The 20,734-nt window shown below is 69.8% G+C and carries 19 protein-coding genes; 9 read left to right on the forward strand and 10 right to left on the reverse strand.

Annotation, left to right across the window (positions count from 1 at the left end):
- Window positions 1-32 precede the first annotated feature (32 nt).
- Window positions 33-1,265, forward strand: a complete 1,233-nt coding sequence (locus AC07OQ_RS08690; RefSeq protein WP_495052709.1) for an HD-GYP domain-containing protein — start codon at window positions 33-35, stop codon at window positions 1,263-1,265.
- Between the two features lie 60 nt (window positions 1,266-1,325).
- Here the strand turns inward: AC07OQ_RS08690 and AC07OQ_RS08695 are convergent, their stop codons facing one another.
- Together AC07OQ_RS08695 and AC07OQ_RS08700 are read right to left on the reverse strand one after the other, a co-directional pair.
- Complete coding sequence (locus tag AC07OQ_RS08695) at window positions 1,326-2,099, reverse strand: ferredoxin--NADP reductase (protein WP_495052710.1); 774 nt, start codon at window positions 2,097-2,099, stop codon at window positions 1,326-1,328.
- Window positions 2,100-2,174: 75 nt separating this feature from the next.
- Entirely contained in the window at window positions 2,175-2,477 is a 303-nt protein-coding gene (locus tag AC07OQ_RS08700) for a flagellar basal body protein (RefSeq protein ID WP_495052711.1), read from the reverse strand.
- Between the two features lie 159 nt (window positions 2,478-2,636).
- On the opposite strand from AC07OQ_RS08700, the gene ylqF reads away from it, so the two are divergent.
- Window positions 2,637-3,563: a ribosome biogenesis GTPase YlqF gene (gene ylqF / locus AC07OQ_RS08705; protein WP_495052712.1), complete on the forward strand. Its 927-nt coding sequence runs from the start codon at window positions 2,637-2,639 to the stop codon at window positions 3,561-3,563.
- Here the strand turns inward: ylqF and AC07OQ_RS08710 are convergent.
- From AC07OQ_RS08710 to AC07OQ_RS08730, 5 genes are read right to left on the reverse strand one after another with little or no spacing between them, the layout of a single operon-like run.
- Window positions 3,560-4,420 carry a beta-keto acid cleavage family enzyme gene (locus tag AC07OQ_RS08710; RefSeq protein ID WP_495052713.1) on the reverse strand — a complete coding sequence of 287 codons (861 nt, stop codon included), beginning with the start codon at window positions 4,418-4,420 and terminating at the stop codon, window positions 3,560-3,562. The genes ylqF and AC07OQ_RS08710 overlap by 4 nt on opposite strands.
- Before the next feature lie 5 nt (window positions 4,421-4,425).
- Window positions 4,426-6,354: an acetyl/propionyl/methylcrotonyl-CoA carboxylase subunit alpha gene (locus tag AC07OQ_RS08715; RefSeq protein WP_495052714.1), complete on the reverse strand. Its 1,929-nt coding sequence runs from the start codon at window positions 6,352-6,354 to the stop codon at window positions 4,426-4,428.
- Between the two features lie 17 nt (window positions 6,355-6,371).
- Complete coding sequence (locus AC07OQ_RS08720) at window positions 6,372-7,526, reverse strand: acyl-CoA dehydrogenase family protein (protein ID WP_495052715.1); 1,155 nt, start codon at window positions 7,524-7,526, stop codon at window positions 6,372-6,374.
- A gap of 20 nt (window positions 7,527-7,546) precedes the next feature.
- A complete protein-coding gene (locus tag AC07OQ_RS08725) occupies window positions 7,547-9,166 on the reverse strand; it encodes an acyl-CoA carboxylase subunit beta (protein WP_495052716.1) in 1,620 nt (539 codons plus the stop codon).
- A complete protein-coding gene (locus tag AC07OQ_RS08730; protein WP_495052717.1) occupies window positions 9,163-10,032 on the reverse strand; it encodes an SDR family oxidoreductase in 870 nt (289 codons plus the stop codon). The genes AC07OQ_RS08725 and AC07OQ_RS08730 overlap by 4 nt, the downstream gene beginning before the upstream one ends.
- Window positions 10,033-10,171: 139 nt before the next feature.
- Here AC07OQ_RS08730 and AC07OQ_RS08735 point away from each other — a divergent pair, with 139 nt between their 5' ends.
- The 5 genes from AC07OQ_RS08735 (at window position 10,172) to AC07OQ_RS08755 (ending at window position 15,774) form a co-directional block, all read left to right on the forward strand.
- A complete protein-coding gene (locus tag AC07OQ_RS08735; protein WP_495052718.1) occupies window positions 10,172-10,468 on the forward strand; it encodes an SCP2 sterol-binding domain-containing protein in 297 nt (98 codons plus the stop codon).
- A 138-nt stretch (window positions 10,469-10,606) separates the two neighbouring features.
- Entirely contained in the window at window positions 10,607-11,059 is a 453-nt protein-coding gene (locus AC07OQ_RS08740) for a MerR family transcriptional regulator (RefSeq protein ID WP_495052719.1), read from the forward strand.
- Window positions 11,056-12,252, forward strand: a complete 1,197-nt coding sequence (locus tag AC07OQ_RS08745) for an acyl-CoA dehydrogenase family protein (RefSeq protein ID WP_495052720.1) — start codon at window positions 11,056-11,058, stop codon at window positions 12,250-12,252. Before AC07OQ_RS08740 ends, AC07OQ_RS08745 begins: the two co-directional genes overlap by 4 nt.
- Window positions 12,253-12,275: 23 nt before the next feature.
- On the forward strand, window positions 12,276-13,481 hold the full coding sequence (locus tag AC07OQ_RS08750; protein WP_495052721.1) for an acetyl-CoA C-acetyltransferase: 1,206 nt from the start codon (window positions 12,276-12,278) through the stop codon (window positions 13,479-13,481).
- Between the two features lie 139 nt (window positions 13,482-13,620).
- Window positions 13,621-15,774 carry a 3-hydroxyacyl-CoA dehydrogenase NAD-binding domain-containing protein gene (locus AC07OQ_RS08755; RefSeq protein ID WP_495052722.1) on the forward strand — a complete coding sequence of 718 codons (2,154 nt, stop codon included), beginning with the start codon at window positions 13,621-13,623 and terminating at the stop codon, window positions 15,772-15,774.
- Window positions 15,775-15,799: 25 nt separating this feature from the next.
- On the opposite strand, the gene AC07OQ_RS08760 is transcribed toward AC07OQ_RS08755, so the two are convergent.
- Window positions 15,800-16,039 carry a hypothetical protein gene (locus tag AC07OQ_RS08760; protein ID WP_495052723.1) on the reverse strand — a complete coding sequence of 80 codons (240 nt, stop codon included), beginning with the start codon at window positions 16,037-16,039 and terminating at the stop codon, window positions 15,800-15,802.
- A 261-nt stretch (window positions 16,040-16,300) separates the two neighbouring features.
- Here AC07OQ_RS08760 and AC07OQ_RS08765 point away from each other — a divergent pair, with 261 nt between their 5' ends.
- Window positions 16,301-16,720 carry a hypothetical protein gene (locus tag AC07OQ_RS08765; protein WP_495052724.1) on the forward strand — a complete coding sequence of 140 codons (420 nt, stop codon included), beginning with the start codon at window positions 16,301-16,303 and terminating at the stop codon, window positions 16,718-16,720.
- Window positions 16,721-16,739: 19 nt separating this feature from the next.
- Here the strand turns inward: AC07OQ_RS08765 and AC07OQ_RS08770 are convergent, their stop codons facing one another.
- Window positions 16,740-17,162, reverse strand: a complete 423-nt coding sequence (locus AC07OQ_RS08770; protein ID WP_495052725.1) for a cupin domain-containing protein — start codon at window positions 17,160-17,162, stop codon at window positions 16,740-16,742.
- Window positions 17,163-17,180: 18 nt separating this feature from the next.
- On the reverse strand, window positions 17,181-20,120 hold the full coding sequence (locus tag AC07OQ_RS08775; RefSeq protein ID WP_495052726.1) for an adenosylcobalamin-dependent ribonucleoside-diphosphate reductase: 2,940 nt from the start codon (window positions 20,118-20,120) through the stop codon (window positions 17,181-17,183).
- 306 nt (window positions 20,121-20,426) lie between these two features.
- On the opposite strand from AC07OQ_RS08775, the gene AC07OQ_RS08780 reads away from it, so the two are divergent.
- The gene (locus AC07OQ_RS08780) at window positions 20,427-20,705 is read left to right on the forward strand and encodes a hypothetical protein (protein ID WP_495052727.1); all 279 of its coding nucleotides are present in this window, start codon (window positions 20,427-20,429) and stop codon (window positions 20,703-20,705) included.
- The last annotated feature ends 29 nt before the right edge of the window (window positions 20,706-20,734 follow it).

A 20,734-nucleotide genomic window follows, 5' to 3' on the forward strand; every position in this document is an offset into this window, starting at 1 on the left:
TCGACACGCCAATTGCTGGCATGCTCGCGGCCGTGCTGAAAACGATCCCCACTCACCAGCTGCGCCTGGGCATGTTTCTCCACCAGCTGAGTGGCTCCTGGATAAGCCACCCCTTCTGGCGCTCCCGCTTCATGCTGCGCGACGCGCGCGACATCGAGCGCATCCGCGAGGCCGGCATCGCCGAGGTGGTGATCGACACCGACCAGGGCCTGGACGTGGCGCCCGAGCCCGCCGAGGCCACGCCGCCACCGCCGGGCAGCGCGGCCGCCCCCGCCGAGCCGGCCGCTGCGCTGCCACCGGCCCATCCCGCCATCGCCAGCGCCGGCCCGCAGTACAGCGCCGCGCTGGACGTCAGCCGGCGCTCGCTGGGCGCCGTGGTGGAGCTGTTCCAGCAGGCCCGCCTGGGCCAGGCCCTGGACGCCCGGACCTGCGTGCCGGTGGTCGAGGACGTGATGAGCTCGGTCAGCGACAAGCCCAGCGCGCTGATCAGCCTCGCACGGCTCAAGACCGTGGACGACTACACCTATATGCACGCGGTGGCCACCTGCGCGCTGATGGTGGGTCTGGCGCGCCAGATGGGCCTGCCCGACGACAAGGTGCGCGAGGCCGGCCTGGCGGGCCTGCTGCTGGACACCGGCAAGGCGGCCATCACCGCGGTCGCGCCCGAGCTGCTGAACAAGCCAGGCCGGCTGAACGACGAGGAAATGGCCCTGCTGCAGACCCATGCGCGGCGCGGCCACGAGATGCTGCTCAAGGAGGGCGGCTTCAGCGCCGCCGTGCTGGATGCCGTGCTGCACCACCACGAGCGCATGGATGGCAGCGGCTACCCCGACGCGCTGCCCGGCGCCAAGATCGCGCCGCTGGCGCGCATGGCGGCGATCTGCGATGTCTACGACGCCGTCACCTCGCGCCGCCCCTATCGCGCGCCCTGGGACCCGGGCGAGGCGATGCGCCATATGGCCCAGGCCAAGGGCCAGTTCGACGCCCAGATCTTCCAGCACTTCGTCAAGGCGGTCGGCATCTACCCGGTCGGCTCGCTGGTGCGGCTGCAGTCGGACCGGCTGGCGGTGATCGTCGCCCAGGGCAGCGCGTCGCTGCTCAAGCCCAGGGTCAAGGTGTTCTACACCGTCGAGGACCAGCACCGGCTCAGCCCGGCCTTCGAACTGGACCTGGCCGACCCGGCCGCGGCCGACAAGATCGTCGGCGTGGAGCCGCCGGCCTCCTGGCGCTTCCAGGACCTTGAGCAGCTGTGGCTGGATCGGTAGCCGCAAAGACAAAGGGCCCGCACTTGGTGCGAGCCCCTGACTTATAAAGTAAGTATCTACTTACTGTTCGGCGAAGGCACGTTCGATCACGAAGTCGCCAGGCTTCTGCGTCGAGCCTTCCTCGAAGCCGCGCGCTTCCAGCATCACCTTCAGGTCCTTCAGCATGCCGGGGCTGCCGCAGATCATCACGCGGTCGTTGGCCACGTCCAGCTTGGGCAGGCCCAGATCGGCCTCGATCTTGCCCTGCTCCAGCAAGGTCGTGATGCGGCCCTGGTTGCGGAAGGGCTCGCGGGTCACGGTCGGGTAGTACAGCAGCTGCTGGCTGGCGAACTCGCCCAGGAACTCGTGCTCGTGCAGCTCCTTGGTGATCAGGTCCTGGTAGGCCAGCTCGTCCACATGGCGGCAGCCATGCACCAGGATGACCTTCTCGAAGCGCTCATAGGTGGCCGGATCGCGGATCAGGCTCAGGAAGGGCGCCAGGCCGGTGCCGGTGGCCAGCAGCCAGAGGTTCTTGCCGGGGTGCAGGTAGTCGGTCAGCAGGGTGCCGGTGGGCTTGCGGCCGATCAGCAGCTTGTCGCCCGGCTGCAGATGCTGCAGGCGCGAGGTCAGCGGGCCGTCCGCCACCTTGATGCTGAAGAACTCCAGATGTTCCTCGTGATTGGCACTGGCCACGCTGTAGGCGCGCAGCAGCGGGCGACCCTCGACCTTCAGGCCCAGCATCGTGAAATGCCCGTTCTGGAAACGGAACGCGGTGTCGCGGGTGGTGGTGAAGCTGAACAGCCGGTCGGTCCAGTGACGGACGCTCAGCACCTGTTCTTCGTTGAAAGCACTCATGAGCGGGCCTTAAGTAATAACCCGCGATTTTAACGAAGCCCGCCGCGCCGCAGCAAATAGCCGCTTCTTATAACCTTAAGCCTTGATGTCGAGCAAAGTTCCGTCGGCCCGGATCTGAGTTTGCAATACGCGCAGATTGGCCACGAAGCTGTAGGTGGCGCTGCGCTGCTCCACCAGCTCCCGCTCGGCCGACACCTCGACCTGCTGCGCGCGTTCGGTACGGGTGGCCACGCCGCCCTCGTCCGGCAGGCTGCTGGCCGCCACGCGCTCCGACCGGAAGCCGGGCGTCTGCAGATTGGCCACATTGTGGGCCGAGGCGCGCAGCCGCTCTTGGGCGGCGGACATGCCGGACAAGGCGGTGGACAGGCTGATGGCCATGGCGAAAGCTCCGTGGTCGGCAGGCGGGATGCCCGGATTCTTGCCTCGATATCGGCCGCGCCGCGCCGAACTTGAGAAAAGAAGCCGCTTCCCAGCCCAATTTCACACGCCGGGCCGGGGACAATCGGCGCTTTCCTATCCCAGCCGAGCAGACAGACGATGGCCATCCAGTGGTTCCCGGGTCATATGAATTCGACCCGTTACGCGATCAAGGACCGCATGAAGGCGGGGCTGGACGTGGTGATCGAGCTGCTGGACGCCCGCCTGCCCGGCTCCAGCCGCAACCCGCTGCTGGCCCAACTGACCGAGGGCAAGCCCAGCCTGAAGCTCTTGAACAAGCAGGACCTGGCCGATCCGGCGCGCACGGCCGAGTGGCTGGTCTACTACAACGCCCTGCCCGCGACCCGCGCGATCGGGCTGGACGCCAGCATCGTCGCGCCCGCCAAGGCCCTGATGAGCGCCTGCCGCGAGCTGGCGCCGAACCGCGGCGGCATGGCCAAGCCGCTGCGCGTGCTGATCTGCGGCATCCCCAATGTCGGCAAGTCCACCCTGATCAACACCCTGATGGGCAAGCGCGCCACCAAGACCGGCGACGAGCCCGGCATCACCAAGGTCGAGCAGAAACTGGTGCTGGAGAACGACTTCTACCTGTTCGACACGCCCGGCATGCTGTGGCCCAAGATCACCGTACCCCAGGTCGGCTTCAACCTGGCCGCCAGCGGCGCGGTGGGCCGCAACGCCTTCGTCGAGGAGGAAGTGGCGGTGGAACTGCTGGCCTATCTGCGCCGGCATTACGCGCCGCTGCTGCTGGAGCGCTACAAACTGGAGGTCGACCCGGCCTGGGCCGACGAGGAACTGCTGGAGCAGCTGGGCAGGAAGCGCGGCGCCGTGCTCAGCGGCGGCCGGGTCAATCTGCAGAAGGCGGCCGAGATTCTGATGTACGAGTTCCGCCAGGGCACGCTGGGCCGCATCACGATCGAGACGCCCGAGGAGTTTGCCGCCTGGAGCGCCGCCGGAGAGCTGGCCGAGGCCCAGCGCCTGGAAGAGCAGAAGGCGCGCAAGGCGGCGCGCAAATCCGGCCGCTAGTTCAGCCCCAGCAGCGCACGCGCCTCGGCCGGGTTGGCGACCGCGCGCCCGGCACGGCGCGCGCAGGCCGCCAGGGCCTCGATCAGCTCGCCATTGCCGCGCGCGCGTTCGCCGTCCGGCAGATAGAAGCTGTCCTCCAGGCCCGTGCGCAGCATGCCGCCCAGCTCGGCGGTCTTCTGGTGCACCGGCCAGATCTCGGCGCGGCCGATCAATGTCGTCTGCCAGACCGCGCCGGGCGCCAGCCAGCGCGGCAAGAGGGCCAGCAACTCCGCATCGCAGGGCATGCCCGAGGCCACGCCCATCACGAAGTTGTACTCGGGCACGCCCGCGAACATCCCCGCCTTCAGGTACATACCCACCGAGCGCAGGATGCCCAGGTCGAAGCATTCGAACTCGGGATGCGTGCCGCACTCGGCCATCACATCCAGAAAGGCCTGCACCTTGTCCACCGGGTTGTCGAACACCATCGGCGGCCAGGCCCAGCGGCCATCGTCCTTTAGCTTCAGATAGTTGAGGCTGCCGGCATTGCAGGCGGCGATCTCTGGCCGCACGCGCCGGATGCAGGCGGCCGGGCCGGCGATGTCGGCGCCGATTACGCCGGTCGTCAGGTTGATGATGACGCCGGGGCAGGCGGCGCGGATCGCAGCGACCACGGCCTCGGCCAGGTCCGGGTCCCAGCTGGGCAGATGACCCATGCCCTCCTCCTGGCGGCGCAGATGCACATGCATCACCGCGGCGCCGGCCTCGAAGGCGGCGCGCGCCTCGGCCGCCATCTGGGCCGGCGTCACCGGCACCGGATGCTGGCGCGGGTCGGTCAGAACGCCGGTCAGCGCGCAAGTCAGGATCGCCTTGTCCATGCCTGTCAGTCCTCAAGTTCGACCAGCAGCGCGCCGGCCGCGACCGCGTCGCGCGGGCCGACATGCACGGCCCTGACGCGGCCGGCGCGGCCCGCTGTCAGCCACATCTCCATCTTCATCGCCTCGACGCTAAGCAAGGCCTGGCCCTCGGCCACGGTGTCGCCCACCCGCACCATCAGCTGGGCCACCAGGCCGGCCACCGGCGCCCGCGCACGGCCGGGATCGGCGGCGCCGCGGGTCCCGGGACAGGCCGAGGGCTCGCTGAAGACGAAGACCGCAGCATCCGCGGCGGCCAGATGCAGCTCGCCCGTGCGGCGCAGCGCGACGCGCTTGCAGTGCAGCCCGTCCAGCGCCAGGATCTGCCGGCCCTCGGCGTCCCGGCCGAGCAGCTCGACCCGGTGCGTCCGCCCCTGCGCCACCAGCGTGACCATGCGGCCCGCCGTGCTGGCGCGCCAGCGGCGCCGCTCATCGCCGCAGCACAGCACCAAGTCGTGAAACGCGACCCCCGCCGGCCGCGCCACGGCCGGCGCATCGCCGGGCAGGGCCAGCAGCGCCGCCGCGATCAGCCAGTCTTCCGCGCCGGGCCGCGGCGCCCGCAGGATGCCCGTCTCGGCCCATTCGTCCAGGCTGCGCGTGTGCAGGCGCGCCGCGCGGAAGTCCGGATGCAGCAGTAGCTCGCGCAGGAAGTGGCCGTTGCTGGCCACACCCAGCAGCGGAGCATCCTCCAGCACGGCAACCAGCCGGCGGACGGCATCCGCCCGATCACAGCCATGGACGATCAGCTTGGCCACCATCGCGTCGTAGCAGGGCGTGACCTCGTCGCCCTCGGCGACACCATGATCGATGCGCACGCCGGGCCGGCACGCGGCGATCTCGGGCCGCCACCAGGCGATGCGGCCGGTCTGCGGCGCGAAGCCTGCATAGGGGTCCTCGGCATAAAGCCGTGCCTCGATCGCATGGCCCATGAAACGGACCTCGTCCTGCTGCAGGGGCAGCGGCTCGCCGGCCGCGACGCGCAGCTGCCACTCGACCAGGTCCAGGCCCGTCAGCGCCTCGGTCACCGGATGCTCGACCTGCAGCCGCGTATTCATCTCCAGAAAGAAATGCGCGCCACTGTCCGCGTCGAGGATGAATTCCACCGTGCCGGCGCCACGGTAGTCAACCGCCCTGGCCGCCGCTACCGCATCGCGTCCCAGCGCCTCGCGCTGCGCGGCGCTCAAGCCCGGCGCGGGCGCCTCCTCGATCACCTTCTGGCGCCGGCGCTGGCTCGTGCAGTCGCGCTCGCCGAGATGGACGATATGGCCATGCGCGTCGGCGAAGACCTGGACCTCGACATGCCGGCCGCGCGTGATCAGGCGCTCCAGCATCAGGCGGCCGTCGCCGAAGGCGCGTTCGGCTTCGAGGCGAGCATCCCGCAGCGCCGCCGGCAGCTCCTCGGCCCCCTGCACCAGTCGCATGCCGCGCCCGCCGCCACCGGCCACCGCCTTGACCAGCAGCGGAAATCCGACCGCCCCTGCCTGCGCCGGGTCCTCGCTGCCCGGCACGCAGGGCACGCCGGCTGCCTGCATCAGGCGCTTGGCGCGCGCCTTGTCGCCCATCGCCGCGATGCTGGCGGCGGCTGGCCCGATGAAGACGAGGCCCTTCTCGACGCAGGCTGCCGCAAAGTCGGAGCGCTCCGACAGGAAGCCATAGCCCGGATGGAGCGCATCGGCAGCACTGCGCCTGGCGGCCTCCAGGATCGCGCCGATGTCCAGATAGGACTGCGCGGCCGGCGCCGCGCCGATGCACAGCGCCTCGTCGGCCAGGGTCACATGGGGCGCCCGGGCATCGGCTTCGCTGAATACCGCCACCGTGCGATAGCCCAGCGCCCGCGCCGTGCGGATCACGCGGCAGGCGATCTCGCCCCTGTTGGCAATCAGGATCTTGTGAAACATGACCCGCCCGTCATCATTCAATGCCCACCCTTGGGCAGGGTGCCCTCGAGCTTGCAGATGATCGAGAGCATCACCTCGTCCGCCCCGGCGCCGATCGACACCAGGCGGCCGTCGCGGAAGCTCCGGCCGATCGGGTTGTCGCGGGTATAGCCCATGCCGCCCCAGTACTGCAGGCAGCTGTCCGCCACCTCGCGGGACAGGCGTCCGCACTTCAGCTTGGCCATCGAGGCCAGCTTGGTGACGTCCTGGCCGGCCACATAGGCCTCCACCGCGCGGTAGCTCAGCGCGCGCAGCGCCTCCACCTCGGTGCGCAGCTCGGCCAGGCGGAAATGCACGACCTGGTTGTCGAGGATGGCCTTGCCGAAGGCCCGGCGCTCGCGCGCGTAGGCGATCGTCAGGTCGATCAGCCGGTCCAGGTTCGCCAAGGTCGAGGCCGTGCCCCACAGCCGCTCCTCCTGGAACTGCAGCATCTGCAGGCCGAAGCCCTGCCCCTCCCGGCCGATCAGATGGCGCCGCGGCACGCGCACATTGTCGAAGAACAGCTGGGCCGTGTCCGACGCGTTCATGCCGATCTTGTGGATTTTCTGCCGCGTGATGCCCGGCGCATCCAGCGGCACGATGATCAGGCTCTTGTTCTGGTGCACCGGGCCTTCGGAGGTATTGGCCAGCAGGCAGCACCAGTCGGCCTGCATGCCGTTGGTGATCCACATCTTCGTGCCGTTGATCAGGTAGTCGCCGCCGTCCTGCGTCGCCCGGGTCTTGACGGCCGCCACGTCCGAGCCGCCGCCGGGCTCGGAGACGCCCAGGCAGCCCACATAGTCGCCGGCGATCGACGGGGCCAGGAACTCGCGCCGCAGTTCGTCCGAGCCGAAGCGGGCCAGCGCCGGCGTGCACATGTCGGTGTGCACGCCGATGCCCATCGGCACGCCGGCGCAGTCGCAGGTTCCCAGGGCCTCGGCCATCACCATCGAGTAGCCGAAGTCCAGGCCCTGGCCGCCGTATTCCGCCGGGTACTTCAAGCCCAGGAGGCCCAGGTCGCCGAGCTTCCTGAAGACCTCATGGGCCGGGAACTGCTCGGCCAGCTCCCAGGCCGGCACATGGGGATTCAGCTCCTTGGCGACGAACTTCGCCACCATGTCGTAGAGCGCTCGATGTTCTGCGGTCCATTGCATGATGCCTGCCTCCTTGTTCCTTACAGCCGGGCCACGCCGAAGCTGTTGGGCCTGAGATCCCGCGCCGCCGCCTCGCGCGCCAGCGTGAGGCACAGGGCCAGCAGCGCGCGCGTGTCGCGCGGGTCGATCACGCCGTCGTCCCACAATCGCGCGGTGCCGAACAGCACATGGGATTCGCGCTCGATGCGCGCGCGCAGCTGTTCGCTCTGCGCGGCCAGGGCCGCCAGCGACGCATCGGCGACCGGCAGGCCCTGCCTCTCCAGCTTGCTGCGGTTGACGATCTCCATCACCTGGGCCGCCTGGGCCCCGCCCATCACCGCGGTGCGGGCCGAGGGCCAGCTGAAGATGAAGCGCGGATCGAAGCCGCGGCCGCACATGCCGTAGTTGCCGGCGCCGAAGCTGCCGCCGACGACGATGCTGAACTTGGGCACCCGCGCATTGGCCACCGCCTGGATCATCTTGGCGCCATGCTTGATCGCGCCCTGGGCTTCGGCCTCGCGGCCCACCATATAGCCGGTGGTGTTCTGCAAGAAGACGAGGGGCAGGCCGGCCTGATCGCAGAGCTGGATGAACTGCGCGGCCTTGGTCGAGCCCTGCGGCTGGATCGGGCCGTTGTTGGCCACGATGCCCACCGCCTGGCCCTCGATGCGGGCATGGCCGCAGAGCGTGTCCGCGCCGTACAGCGCCTTGAACTCCAGCCAGTCCGAGCCGTCCACCAGGCGGGCGATGATCTCGCGCGCGTCGTAGGGCTCGCGCTCGTCCTGCGGCACCACGCCCAGCAACTCCTCGGCCGGGTACAAAGGAGCCGGCGCCGCAGGCGCCGGCGCGGCGCAATCCCAGGGCAGCTTGTCCAGCAGCTCGCGGGCCAGCGCGATCGCGTGCGCGTCGTCCTCGGCCAGGTACTCGCCCAGGCCGGTGATGCGCGCGTGCAGCTCGGCGCCGCCCAACTCCTCGTCCGTCGCCGCCTCGCCGATCGCGGCCTTCACCAGCGGCGGGCCGGCCAGATAGATGCTGGAGCGCCCCTTGACCAGGATCACGTAGTCCGACAGCCCCGGCAGGTAGGCGCCGCCCGCGGTGGAGGAGCCATGCACCACCGCGATCTGCGGGATGCCGGCGGCCGACAGCCGCGCCTGGTTGGCGAAGCTGCGCCCGCCCTCGACGAACATCTCGGCCTGGTACAGCAGATTGGCGCCGCCGCTCTCGACCAGGTAGATCAGCGGCAGACGGTTCTCCAGCGCGATCTGCTGGGCGCGCAGGGCCTTCCTCAGGCCCATCGGCGGCACCGTGCCGCCCTTGATCGCGCTGTCGCTGGCCGAGACCAGCACGCGCTTGCCCGCCACCAGACCGATGCCGACGATGGCACCGCCGCCCTGCACGGACACCCTGCCGTCGTCGTCGTGCATGCCCAGCCCCGCCAGGCTGGACAGCTCCAGGAAGCCGCTGCCGCGGTCCAGCAGCCGCGCGACGCGCTCGCGCGGCAGGAGCTGGCCCTTGGCCTCGAACTTGTCGCGCTTGCGCTCCGATTCGGCGACGACCTTGGCCTCCAGCGCCCGCACTTCGGCCAGGCGCTCGGCCATGCGCCGCGCATTGGCCTGGAAGGCGGCAGACTTCGGGTTCAGGCTGGAGGCGATCACGCTCACTTCAGCACCTCGGGCGTCACGGCGCGGTGGAAGCCCTCGAAGGGCCGGGAGCGCTGATGGTCCTGCGATGGAAACACCGCGCTCGCCAGCGCGGCGCCGCCGTCGATCTGCAGCGTGACACCGGTGATGAAGGCCGCCGCCGGCGAGAGCAGGAAGACGATGGCCGCGCTGATCTCGGCCTCGCCGGCCAGGCGGCGCAGCGGCACATGGTCCTTCAGCCGGCGGATCATCGGCCGCAGCGCCTCGCCATAGCTGTCCATGCCGCTGGACGCCACCCAGCCCGGCGCCACCGCATTGACCCGCACACCGCTGGCCGCCCATTCGACCGCCGCGCTCATCGTCAGATTGCTCATGCCGGCGCGCGCCGCGCCGCTGTGCGCCATGCCGGGCATGCCGTTGCGGAAGGCGGCCGTCATGTTGACGATGGCGCCGCCCTGCGCCTGCAGGCATTGCGTGAACAGCTCGCGCATCATCAGGAAGCCGCCGGTCAGGTTGCTCGCGACCACGGCCTCGAAACCGCGCTTGCTGATCGCCGCCAGCGGCGCGGGGAACTGGCCGCCGGCGTTGTTCACGAGCCCCGTGATCGGCCCGCCCCGCGCCAGCGCGGCGGCGACATTGGCCTTCACCGCCTCCTCGTCGCGGATGTCGAAGGCACGCCATTCGCAGCTGCCGCCATCCTCGGCAATCTCGGCCGCCACGCGTTCCAGCTTGTCGGCGCTGCGCCCCGAGATCAGCACCCGCGCGCCCAGGGCCGCCAGCTCATGCGCGACGCAGCGGCCTATCCCCGAGCCGCCGCCGGTGACCCAGAGGCGCCGACCGGCGAACAGGCCCGGCTTGAACACGCTGCGGTACCGCTCAAGATCCATGCCGGCTCCTGATTGCCCTTCGTGGCCTCGAGCTTCCGTTAACGTCACCTTGCTTTCATATTGGTGAATACCAGCAGGACGGCGCTCGCGGCCGCGGCCTAGCATGGCGGCCAACAGACCAAGCAAGCGGGGAACCCTCATGGACATGCAAGCCATCACCGAAGCCATTCGCAGCAAGGTCGGCGAGGACAGCGGCCTGGACGCCGTGCTGAAGTTCGACTGCGGCAGCGACGGCGTGGTCGTGGTCGATGCCAAGGCCGCGCCCAACCAGGTCGGCAACGCCGACCGCGAGGCCGACTGCACCGTGGCCATCACGCGCGCGAACCTGGCCGCGCTGCTGCAGGGCGAGCTCAACCCGATGAACGCCTTCATGATGGGCAAGATCAGGGTGTCGGGCGATATGGGCATCGCGATGAAGCTGCAGCGGGTGGTGTGATGGCCCACTCCCTACGCGCTGCGCGCGCCCCCTCAAGGGGGCACGCCCGAAGGCCCGGCAGAGCCGGATCCTCGGGCGCCGCTGGATTGAACGGCTTCCCCGCGCCGCAGGAGCCGCGAAGCGTCGTGGAGAACTGAGATGGATAGAAGAGCCAAGGCCGCGGCGCTGGAGATGCTGGCTTCGACCAGCGCCAGCGCGCCGCAGGAGCAGCTCTACGGCATCACCGAGCTCTGCGCCGAGTTCGGCCTGTCGCCGCGCGCGATCCGTTTCTACGAGGACAAGCAGCTGCTGCAGCCGCGCCGGGTCAACGGCGCGCGGGTCTACACGCAGCGCGACCGCGCGCGGCTGAAGATCATCCTGCGCGCCAAGGCCATCGGCTCCAGCCTGGCCGAGATCAAGCATTACCTGGATCTCTACGGCGCCCATGGCGAGGGCCGCGCCAGGCAGCTGCAATGGACCTTGGAGCGCACCGATGCCGCGATCGCCGAGCTGGAGGAAAAGCGCGCCCATATCGACGCCACCCTGGCCGAGCTGCGCCTGATCAACCAGACCGTGCGCCAGCAGCTGGCCGCACAGGAGCACAAACGATGAGCCTGCCGCTGTTTCCTTCCAGCTGGATGAACGACGAGCACCGCATGCTGCAGGACGCGGTGGCGCGCTTCTTCAGGCAGCGCTGGGTGCCGCGCGCGGCCGAGTGGCGCGAGGCCGGCATGATGGGCCGCGACACCTGGCTGGAGGCCGGCGCCAACGGCCTGCTGTGCGCCTCGATGCCCGAGCGGTACGGCGGCGGGGGCGGCGACTTCGGCCATGACGCGGTGATCCTCTTGGAGCAGGCCAAGGCCAACCTGAGCGGCTTCGGCGGCGGCCTGCATTCGGCCATCGTCGCGCCCTACATCCTGCATTACGGCAGCGAGGAACAGAAGGCCCGCTGGTTGCCGCGCATGGCCAAGGGCGAGCTGGTCGGCGCGATCGCGATGACCGAGCCCGGCACCGGCAGCGATTTGCAGAGCGTGCGCACCACGGCCAGGCATGTGACGGACGGGGAAGGCGATCACTATCTGCTCTCCGGCCAGAAGGTCTTCATCACCAACGGCCAGAACGCCAACCTCATCATCGTGGTCTGCAAGACCGGCGGCGAGGAAACAAAGGGCGCCAAGGGCATCTCGCTGATCGTCGCCGAGGTGGAGAACGCGGACGGCAGCCTGGTCGAGGGCTACCGGCGCGGCCGCAATCTGGACAAGATCGGCATGAAGGCGCAGGACACCTCGGAGCTGTTCTTCGACAAGGTCAAGGTGCCGGCCGCCAATCTGCTGGGTGGTGACACAGGTCTGGAGGGGCAGGGCTTCTTCCAGCTGATGCAGGAGCTGCCCCAGGAGCGCCTGATCATCGCGGTCAGCGCGGTGGGCGCGATGGAGCGGGCGCTGGAGGAAACCATCGCCTATACCAAGGAGCGCAAGGCCTTCGGCAAGAGCGTCTGGGAGTTCCAGAACACCCGCTTCAAGCTGGCCGAGGTGCAGGGCCAGCTGCTGGCCGCGCGCGCCTTCGTCGACGCCTGCATGGCCGCGCATCTGAAGGGCGAGCTGGATGCGGCGCGCGCCGCGCTGGCCAAGGCCTGGAGCACCGAGCTGGCCTGCCAGGTGATGGACGAATGCCTGCAGCTGTTCGGCGGCTACGGCTACATGATGGAGTACCCGATCGCCGAGCTCTATGCCGACGCGAGAGTCGCGCGCATCTATGGCGGCACCAACGAGATCATGAAGGAACTGGCCTCACGCTTTATGTAAGGGCCGTTCAAGGAGACCAAGACATGTTCGACGCCTATCTGTATGAGCACGTGCGGACGCCGCGCGGCAAGGGCAAGAAGGACGGCGGCCTGCACCAGGCCAGCCCCAGCTGGCTGCTGCGCGGCCTGCTGCAGGCGCTGCAGCAGCGTCAGGACCTGGACACGGCCCTGGTGGACGACGTGGTGCTGGGCTGCGTGACGCCGGTCGGCGAACAGGGCGCCGACATCGCCCGCACCGCGGTGCTGGACGCCGGCTGGGCCGAGACGGTGGGCGGCGTCACCCAGTCGCGCTTCTGCGCCTCCGGCCTGGAGTCGATCAACCTGGCCGCGGCCAAGGTGGCCAGCGGCTTCGAGCAGCTGGTGGTCGCGGGCGGCGTCGAAGCTATGAGCCGCTGGCCCATGGGCAGCGACGGCGGCGCCTGGTTTATGGACCCGCGGGTCAACGAGCGCCTGGGCTTCATCCCGCAGGGCATCAGCGCCGACCTGATCGCCACCCTGGAGGGTTTCGACCGCGCCGCGGTCGATGCCTATGCCAGCGAATCGCACCGCCGCGCCGCGGCCGCGCGCGCGGCGGGCTTCTTCGAGCGCTCCATCGTGCCGGTGCTGGACATCGCCGGCCTCCCCCTGCTGGCCCAGGACGAAACCATCCGAGCCGGCACCACACCGGAAACGCTCGCCAAGCTGGAGCCTTCGTTCGCCATGATGGGCGGCATGGGTTTCGACGCCACCGCGCTGCGCAAGTACACGACGGTGGAGCGCATCCAGCATGTGCACCATGCCGGCAACTCCTCGGGCATCGTCGACGGCGCGGCCCTGATGCTGGTCGGCTCCAAGGCCGGCGGCGCGGCGGCGGGGCTGAAGGCCCGCGCGCGCATCCGCGCCGCGGCCGTGATCGGCTCCGAGCCCACCATCATGCTGACCGGCCCGACCCCGGCCTGCCGCAAGGCCCTGAAACAGGCCGGCATGAGCGCGGCCGATATCGACCTCTGGGAAATCAACGAGGCCTTCGCCGTGGTGCCGATGAAGACCGCGCGCGACCTGGGCGTGGACCTGGAGCGCGTCAACGTCAACGGCGGCGCGATCGCGCTGGGCCATCCGCTCGGCGCCACCGGCTGCATCATCCTCGGCACCCTGCTGGACGAGCTGGAACGCCGCGACCTGAGCACCGGCTGCGCGACGCTCTGCGTCGGCGGCGGCATGGGCATCGCGACGATTATTGAACGGGTCTGACGACCCGCCCCCCTACGCGCTTCGCGCGCCCCCTCAGGGGGCGAGCCCGCAGGCCCGGCAAAGCCGGATCCTCGGGCTCCACTCGATCAGACCGAGTCAGTGCCGCAGCTGCAGCACAGGCTCAGCAAGGAGAACAGACATGAGCAGCAGCACTGCGCTGAAGATCGAACGAGGCGAGGACGGTGTCGTCGTCGCCACGATGGACCTGCCCGGCCATTCGATGAACATCCTCAACGAGGAACTGGCCCGCCCGCTGGCGGGGCTGGCCGATCTGCTGGAGGACGCCACGGTCACCGGCCTGATCCTGCGCTCCGGCAAGAAGGATTTCCTGGCCGGCGCCGACATCGACCGCCTGCGTGCGCTGGCAACGGCGCAGCAGGCCTTCGACGCCTCGATGGCGCTGAAGCGCTTCATCCGCCGCTTCGAGAAATGCGGCAAGCCGGTCGTCGCGATCCTCAACGGCCAGTGCAAGGGCGGCGGCCTGGAGATCGCGATGGGCTGCCATTGGCGCATCGTCATCGACGACGGACGGGCCCGCCTGGGCCTGCCCGAGGTCAAGCTGGGCTTGCTGCCCGGCGGCGGCGGCACGCAGCGCCTGCCGCGCCTGGTGGGCATGCAGCAGGCCCTGCAATGGATGGGCGAGGGCTCGGACATCAGGGCGGCGCAGGCGCTGTCCAGCGGCCTGGTCAACGAGCTGGCCGCCGATGCCGACACGGCCCTGGCCCGGGCGCGCGCCTGGATCGCGGCGAACCGCAAGCCGGTGCAGCCCTGGGACGCGCCGAAGTTCCGCTACCCCGGCGGCGATTCGCGCGCGCCGGCCGTGGCCCAACTGTTCTCGATCGCACCCTCGATGGCCTCCGCCAAGAGTTTCGGCAACTACCCGGCCCTGACCCACATCATGTCCAGCGTGTTCGAGGGCGGGCTGACCGACATCGACCGCGCGCTGGAGATCGAGTCGCGCTACTTCGCCGCCTGCGTGGTCAGCCCGGCCTCGCGCAATCTGATCGGCACGCTCTGGTACCAGCTGAACGCGATCAAGAAGGGCGCCTCGCGGCCCGCGGGCGTGCCGAAATCCCAGATCAGGAAGCTGGGCATCCTGGGCGCCGGCATGATGGGCGCCGGCATCGCCCATGTCTCGGCCAAGGCCGGCATCCAGGTCGTGCTGCTGGATGTCTCGCCCGAGGCGGCCGAGAAGGGCAAGCGCCATTCGCAGGAGCTGCTGGACCGCGAGGTCAAGAAGGGCCGCAGCACGCCCGAGCAGCGCGAGGCCCTGCTCGCGCGCATCCATCCCACCGCCGACTACGCGGCCCTGGCCGGCTGCGAGCTGGTGATCGAGGCCGTGTTCGAGGACCGCGCGATCAAGGCCGAGGTGACACGGAAGGCGGAAGCCCGGCTGGCCGCCGGCGCCGTGTTCGCCTCCAACACCTCGACCCTGCCGATCACCGGCCTGGCCCAGGCCAGCAGCCGTCCGGTCAATTTCATCGGCCTGCATTTCTTCTCGCCGGTGGACAAGATGCCCCTGGTCGAGATCATCGTCGGCGCCAAGACCTCGCCCGAGACCCTGGCCCTGGGCTTCGACTATGTGCAGCAGATCGCCAAGACGCCCATCGTCGTCAACGATGCGCGCGGCTTCTACACCAGCCGGGTCTTTGCCACCTATGTGATGGAAGGCATCGCGATGCTGAAGGAGGGCGTGCATCCGCGTTCCATCGAGGTGGCCGGCCTGCAGGCCGGCATGCCGATGCCGCCGCTGGCCTTGCAGGACGAGGTCAGCCTGAGCCTCGCGGTGCATGTCTCGGACCAGGCCCGCAAGGACCTGGCGGCCGCAGGCTTGCCCTACCGCGAGCACCCGGGCGAGAGCGTGCTGCGCCAGCTCTGCGAGATCGGCCGCGTCGGCAAGAAGGCCGGCAAGGGCTTCTACGACTGGACCTCATCGCATGAAGGGGGCGACAAGAGCCTGTGGCCCGAGCTGAGCCGCCACTACCCGGTGGCGGTCGAGCAGCCGGCGCAGCAGGAGCTGATCGACCGCCTGATGTTCGCCCAGGCCAACGAGGCGGCGCGCTGCCTGGAGGAAGGCGTGCTGCGCTCGGTGGCCGATGCCAATATCGGCTCGATCTTCGGCTGGGGCTTCGCCCCCTTCCAGGGCGGTGCGCTGCAGTTCATCAACGGCCACGGGCTGCCGGCCTTCGTCGCGCGGGCCCGCGAACTGGCGGCGGCCCATGGCGAGCGTTTCGCGCCGGCCGCGCTGCTGGTGGGCATGGCCGAGCGCGGCGAGCGCTTCCCCGAGCAGTAGGAGCGGCCGAGGTCTGGCCGGCCGGCTACTGACGCGCCCTCTTCTGGCCGCCGCCCTGCTTGCGTCGGGCCTCGTAGGCCTTGATCTCCTCGCTCGAGGGGACATCGTCCCGATTGCCGTCCGCCGCGTCAAAGGCGGCCATGCGGGCGCTGACCACTTCCTTGAAGGAGAGGCGGCCGTCGCCGTCGGCAGCGGCCCCGGCGGCGCCCGGCGCCAGCGGCAGACACAGCCAGGGACGGATGGTCGTCGTCGTGCACTTCGTCATTGCCGGCTCCCCGCTTCGATTCACCACCACCAGCGCCGGTCCCCTTAAGCGGAACCCGACCGTAGTTCCAAACCCCGGGGGCACGAACGACGCAAGGCGCCGGTTCTACGCTCCATGGGAGGGAGTGCCGGGGCTCATGGCGGCCGCTCGTTCGCCCGCCTCGCGGACCGCCATCGGTCCACCAATCGCACAAACATCGGCCAGGCATTTAAGTCCCGGCGCGCCGGCGTCGCCAGCAATCGATGTAACGACTCTTCAGCCATGGCCAGCAATCGCAGCAACTCGCCCGGCATCAGCCGCGCCGCGCTCAAGTCCGGCTCCCCGCGCCCCAGCGCGCGACGGGATGAGCCGGCGCCACGCGCCGCGCCGCCGGCCCCGGTGGTCGTGGTGCAGCCGCCATCCGCGCTGGGGGAGTTCCTGGAGATCGTCGGCGGCGTGGCCATCGTCGTGGGCGGCCTGGCGGTGTTGCTGACCGCCCTGCACCTGATGCGCGACAGCATGTCGGTCGGCAGGCACCTGGCCGAGGCCAAGAACCAGCGCAGCACCCTGATCTGCAAGGATGGCCGCATGGTGCGCGGCGACGGCTCGCTGCGCGACATCCTGCTGGAAACCGCCTACTTCGTCTGCACCGACTGGCGCACCCTGCAGAGCATCGAGATCGAGGAATCGAAGGGGCGCTGACGCGGTCCCCGGCGCCGGCTCACAGGCCTGCCGGCTGCGGCGGGTGCTCCTTGAACCATTGCACGATGTCGGGCATGGCCGGCTCGAAGGCGCCGGGAATCGACAGGTTCAGGACACCGGCGCGCACGGCGCCGCGGTTCTCGAAATCATGCCTCACGCCGCCCGGCACCAGCACGAACGAGCCGCGTACCGCATGCGTCCATTGCTCGCCGACGAGCACGCTCATCGTGCCCTCGATGACGTAGAAGATGTCGTCCTCGGGATGGGAATGAGCGCCCGGTCCCTGGGTATTCGGCTCCAGCCACCATTCCGAGATCGAATAGCGCGATTCGGTCTCGGCACCGTCGGCCTTGAACAGGGCCGCGATCCGGCCCATCGGGTAGGCGCGTCCCTCGCCGGGGCCGAGCACCACCGGCTTGCGAGGCGATGAATCCTTGGCCATGCCCAAGCTCCCCGACGGCTAGCCGCACTGCCCCACATAGCCGCAGGCGGTGCAGAAGTCGCAGCCGTCCTTGTGGATCATCGTCGCGTTGCCGCATTCCGGGCAGGGCCGGCCGGCCATGGCCTGCACCGTCGCGCCGACCGCCGCCTGGGCCCCCGGCGCCGCCTGCAGCAGGCCCATATCGACCAGCGGCTGGCCTTCCTCGCTGAGCACGCCCAGCATCGCGTAGCGGTGGATGATCAGCCGCGCCACATAGGCCACGGTCGAAGGCCAGACCTGCTGACGCCGCTCGCCGGCAAGACTTGGCACCGGTGCCATGAAATGCGCCAGCGGCTCGCCGACGTTCAAGAGCTTCCTGAGCTTCATGCCGATCCAGGCCGGATCCATCACCCGCATGTCCAGCGACAGCAGGCGCGCCAGCCCGTCCAGCGCCTTCGGGTAGTTGCCCGAGAAGCCCAAAGCGCAGGGCCGCGTGATATGCGTGCCTTCGGGGGTCGGCAGGCTGACCTCCTTCAGGGTCACGGTGAACTGCTCGCCGGTGGCCGGGTTGTCCACGTCCACCGCCCAGGCCAACGTGCCGGACACCGTGGTGCGCGGCTCCTCGATGCTGAACATCGCGTCCATCACCGGCGTCGGCCCGCCCTCCTGCAGCGCACCGAGCTGCTCGCAGCGCCAGCGGATCACCGCGGCGGTGGCCGCCACCACGCCGGGGAACAGGCGCGGCTCGCCACCGGGCGGCACCGGCATCTGGAAGGCGCGCTCCTCGGCCACCGTGGCCAGCGCGTCGAGCTTCAGGCGCAGCCAGGCCGCGTCGTTGGCGCGCAGGTCCATCGACAGGGTCTTGGCCAGCGCCGACAGGCCGCGCGGCTGCTCGGCGCCGTTGACCCAGACCTCGAAGGGCAGGTTCTTGCCGAACAGGCCGGCGTCCGGCCCCTCGGCCGGCAGTTCGCCGACGAACAGCGCGAAGTCGCCATGCGGATGCCGGATCATGTAGCTCCAGGCCGGGTTGCCGCCGGGCAGTTCGGGCCGGCTGGGCCAGCGCAGCGAGGCCAGCACGGCCTTGGGCAGGCGCTCCAACCGCAGCCGCGCGTTGCTGGCATCCACCGGCTGCAGCGGCTCGACCTTGACGGCCGGCGCCGCCTCCACGCTCAGCACCGAGCCCAGCACGCTGTTGGGCCGGTAGGTCGCGAGGCCCTTCAGCCCGCTCTTCCAGGCCTGGGTGTAGAGGTCCTGGAAGTCGGCATAGGGATAGTCGGCCGGCACATTGACCGTCTTCGAGATCGATGTGTCGATATAGGGCGCCACCGCCGCGACCATCGCCGCATGGTCGGCCGCGCTCAGCTCCAGCGCGGTGACGAAGGCCGGCGTCAGCGCCGCCTCGCTGCCGTACATATGGCGATAGAGGCGCCAGGCATGGTCCTCGACCTGGTATTCCTTGAAGCCGCCGCCCTCGGCCTGGCCGATGCGCTTCTTGCGCGTGTAGGCCCAGCTGAAGGCCGGCTCGATGCCGTTGCTCGCGTTGTCGGCGAAGGCCAGGCTGATGGTGCCGGTGGGGGCGATCGACAGCAGGTGCGAGTTGCGCAGGCCCTGGGCGCGGATCTTGTCCTTCAGCCCCTGCGGCAGGCGCGAGGCGAAATTGCCGCCGGAGAGATACAGGTCGGCATTGAAGAGCGGGAAGGCGCCCTTCTCGGCCGCCAGGTCCGCGGAGGCGCCGTAGGCCGCGTCGCGCATGATCTCGCTGATGCGGCGTGCCTGGGCGCGCGCGGCCTCGCTGTCGTAACGCAGGTTCAGCATCACCAGCGTGTCGCCCAGGCCGGTGAAGCCGAGGCCGACGCGGCGCTTGTTGCGCGCCTCCTGGGCCTGTGCCGGCAGCGGCCAGGGCGTCACGTCCAGCACGTTGTCCAGCATGCGGGTGGCCACCGCGCAGACCTCGGCGAAGCCGGTCTCGTCGAAGCCGGCGTCCGGCCCGAAGGGATCGCGCACGAACAGCGCCAGGTTCACCGAGCCCAGGCAGCAGCAGCCATAGGGCGGCAGCGGCTGCTCGGCGCAGGGGTTGGTGGCCTCGATGCTCTCGCAGTAGTAGAGGTTGTTGTCGTTGTTGATGCGGTCCAGGAACAGCACGCCGGGCTCGGCATGGTCATAGGTGCTGCGCATGATCTGGTCCCACAGGGCGCGCGCCGGCGTCTTGCGGTAGACCCACAGCCCGTCGCCGCGCTGGTAGGCGCCGGCCGCGCGCTGCGCCTCGCCGGGCTCGGCCTTGTGCACCAACTCCACCGCCGAGCCGGCCAGCACGGCCTCCATGAAGACATCGGTCACGCCCACCGAGATGTTGAAGTTGCGCAGGTCGCCCTGGTCCTTGGCGTGGATGAATTCCTCGATGTCCGGGTGGTCGCAGCGCAGCACGCCCATCTGCGCGCCGCGCCGCGCGCCGGCGCTTTCCACCGTCTCGCAGCTGCGGTCGAACACGCGCATATAGCTGACCGGCCCCGACGCATGGCTGCGGGTCGAGCCTACCCAGGCGCCTTTGGGCCGGATGCGCGAAAAGTCATAGCCGACACCGCCGCCGCGGCGCATGGTCTCGGCCGCATCCGTCAGGGCGGCATAGATGCCCGGATGGCCATCCTCGACGGTGGCGATCGAATCGCCCACCGGCTGCACGAAGCAGTTGATCAGGGTCGCCGCCAGGTCGGTGCCGGCGGCCGAGAGGATGCGCCCGGCCGGGATGAAGCCGCGCCGCTGCGCGTCGAGAAAGCGCGCGGTCCAGGCCTGGCGCTGCTCGGGCGCCTCGGCCTCGGCCAGCGCGCGCGCCACCCGCAGGCGCAGCTCGTCCAGGGTCTGTTCCTCGCCCTTCGCATATTTCTCCAGCAGCACCTCGGCGCTGATGTCCTGCGCCGGCAGCGAGGCCGGCGAGGCGATGACGGTGTCGGCGCAAGGAGGGTCGAACGGGGATGCGGGCATGGCGGGGGGCTCCAAGGACGGGGCAAACGAGGCGGGGATCGAGGCGAGGATCTTCGACCCATCTTAGCCAGCACGCTTTGATCCCGCGCATCGAATAACCCCCCTTGACGCAGAGCGTTACGCGTAGCATCCGCCGCCCATGCGGATTCTGGTATCGGGCGGTACGCGCCGCGTCGGCCGCCCTGTCGTCGAGCCCCTGCCGACCCGGGCGCGCGCCGGAAATATTTGAAACACAGGGGCCCGCCACCGGAAACCCTGCTGATACCCACCGCGGCCACAGTGGCGGCTCGACATCAGGAGTCCGCCATGCAGCAAGACCCTCGTATCCCCGCGATCCCCGCGATCTGGCCCGCCTGCGAGCGCCTGCTGGAGCCCCAGATCACGCTTCGCATCCAGCAGCATGCCGCGCTGCAGCGCGCCGAGGAGCGCACCCGGCTGCGCCTGCGCGAACTGCGCTATGTCGACACCCGCCCGGCGCTGATCCGCAGCGAGGCCTTCGCCGAGGATCTGGTGGAACTGCTGGGGCCATCGGCCGATGCCGAACTGGGCGAGGCGGTGTTGCGGGGTTTGGCCGGTGTCGTTTGAGGAATCCGGCTGGCATGATGGCGAAGCCC

Source organism: Roseateles sp. GW821-FHT09B06, assembly GCF_059418245.1.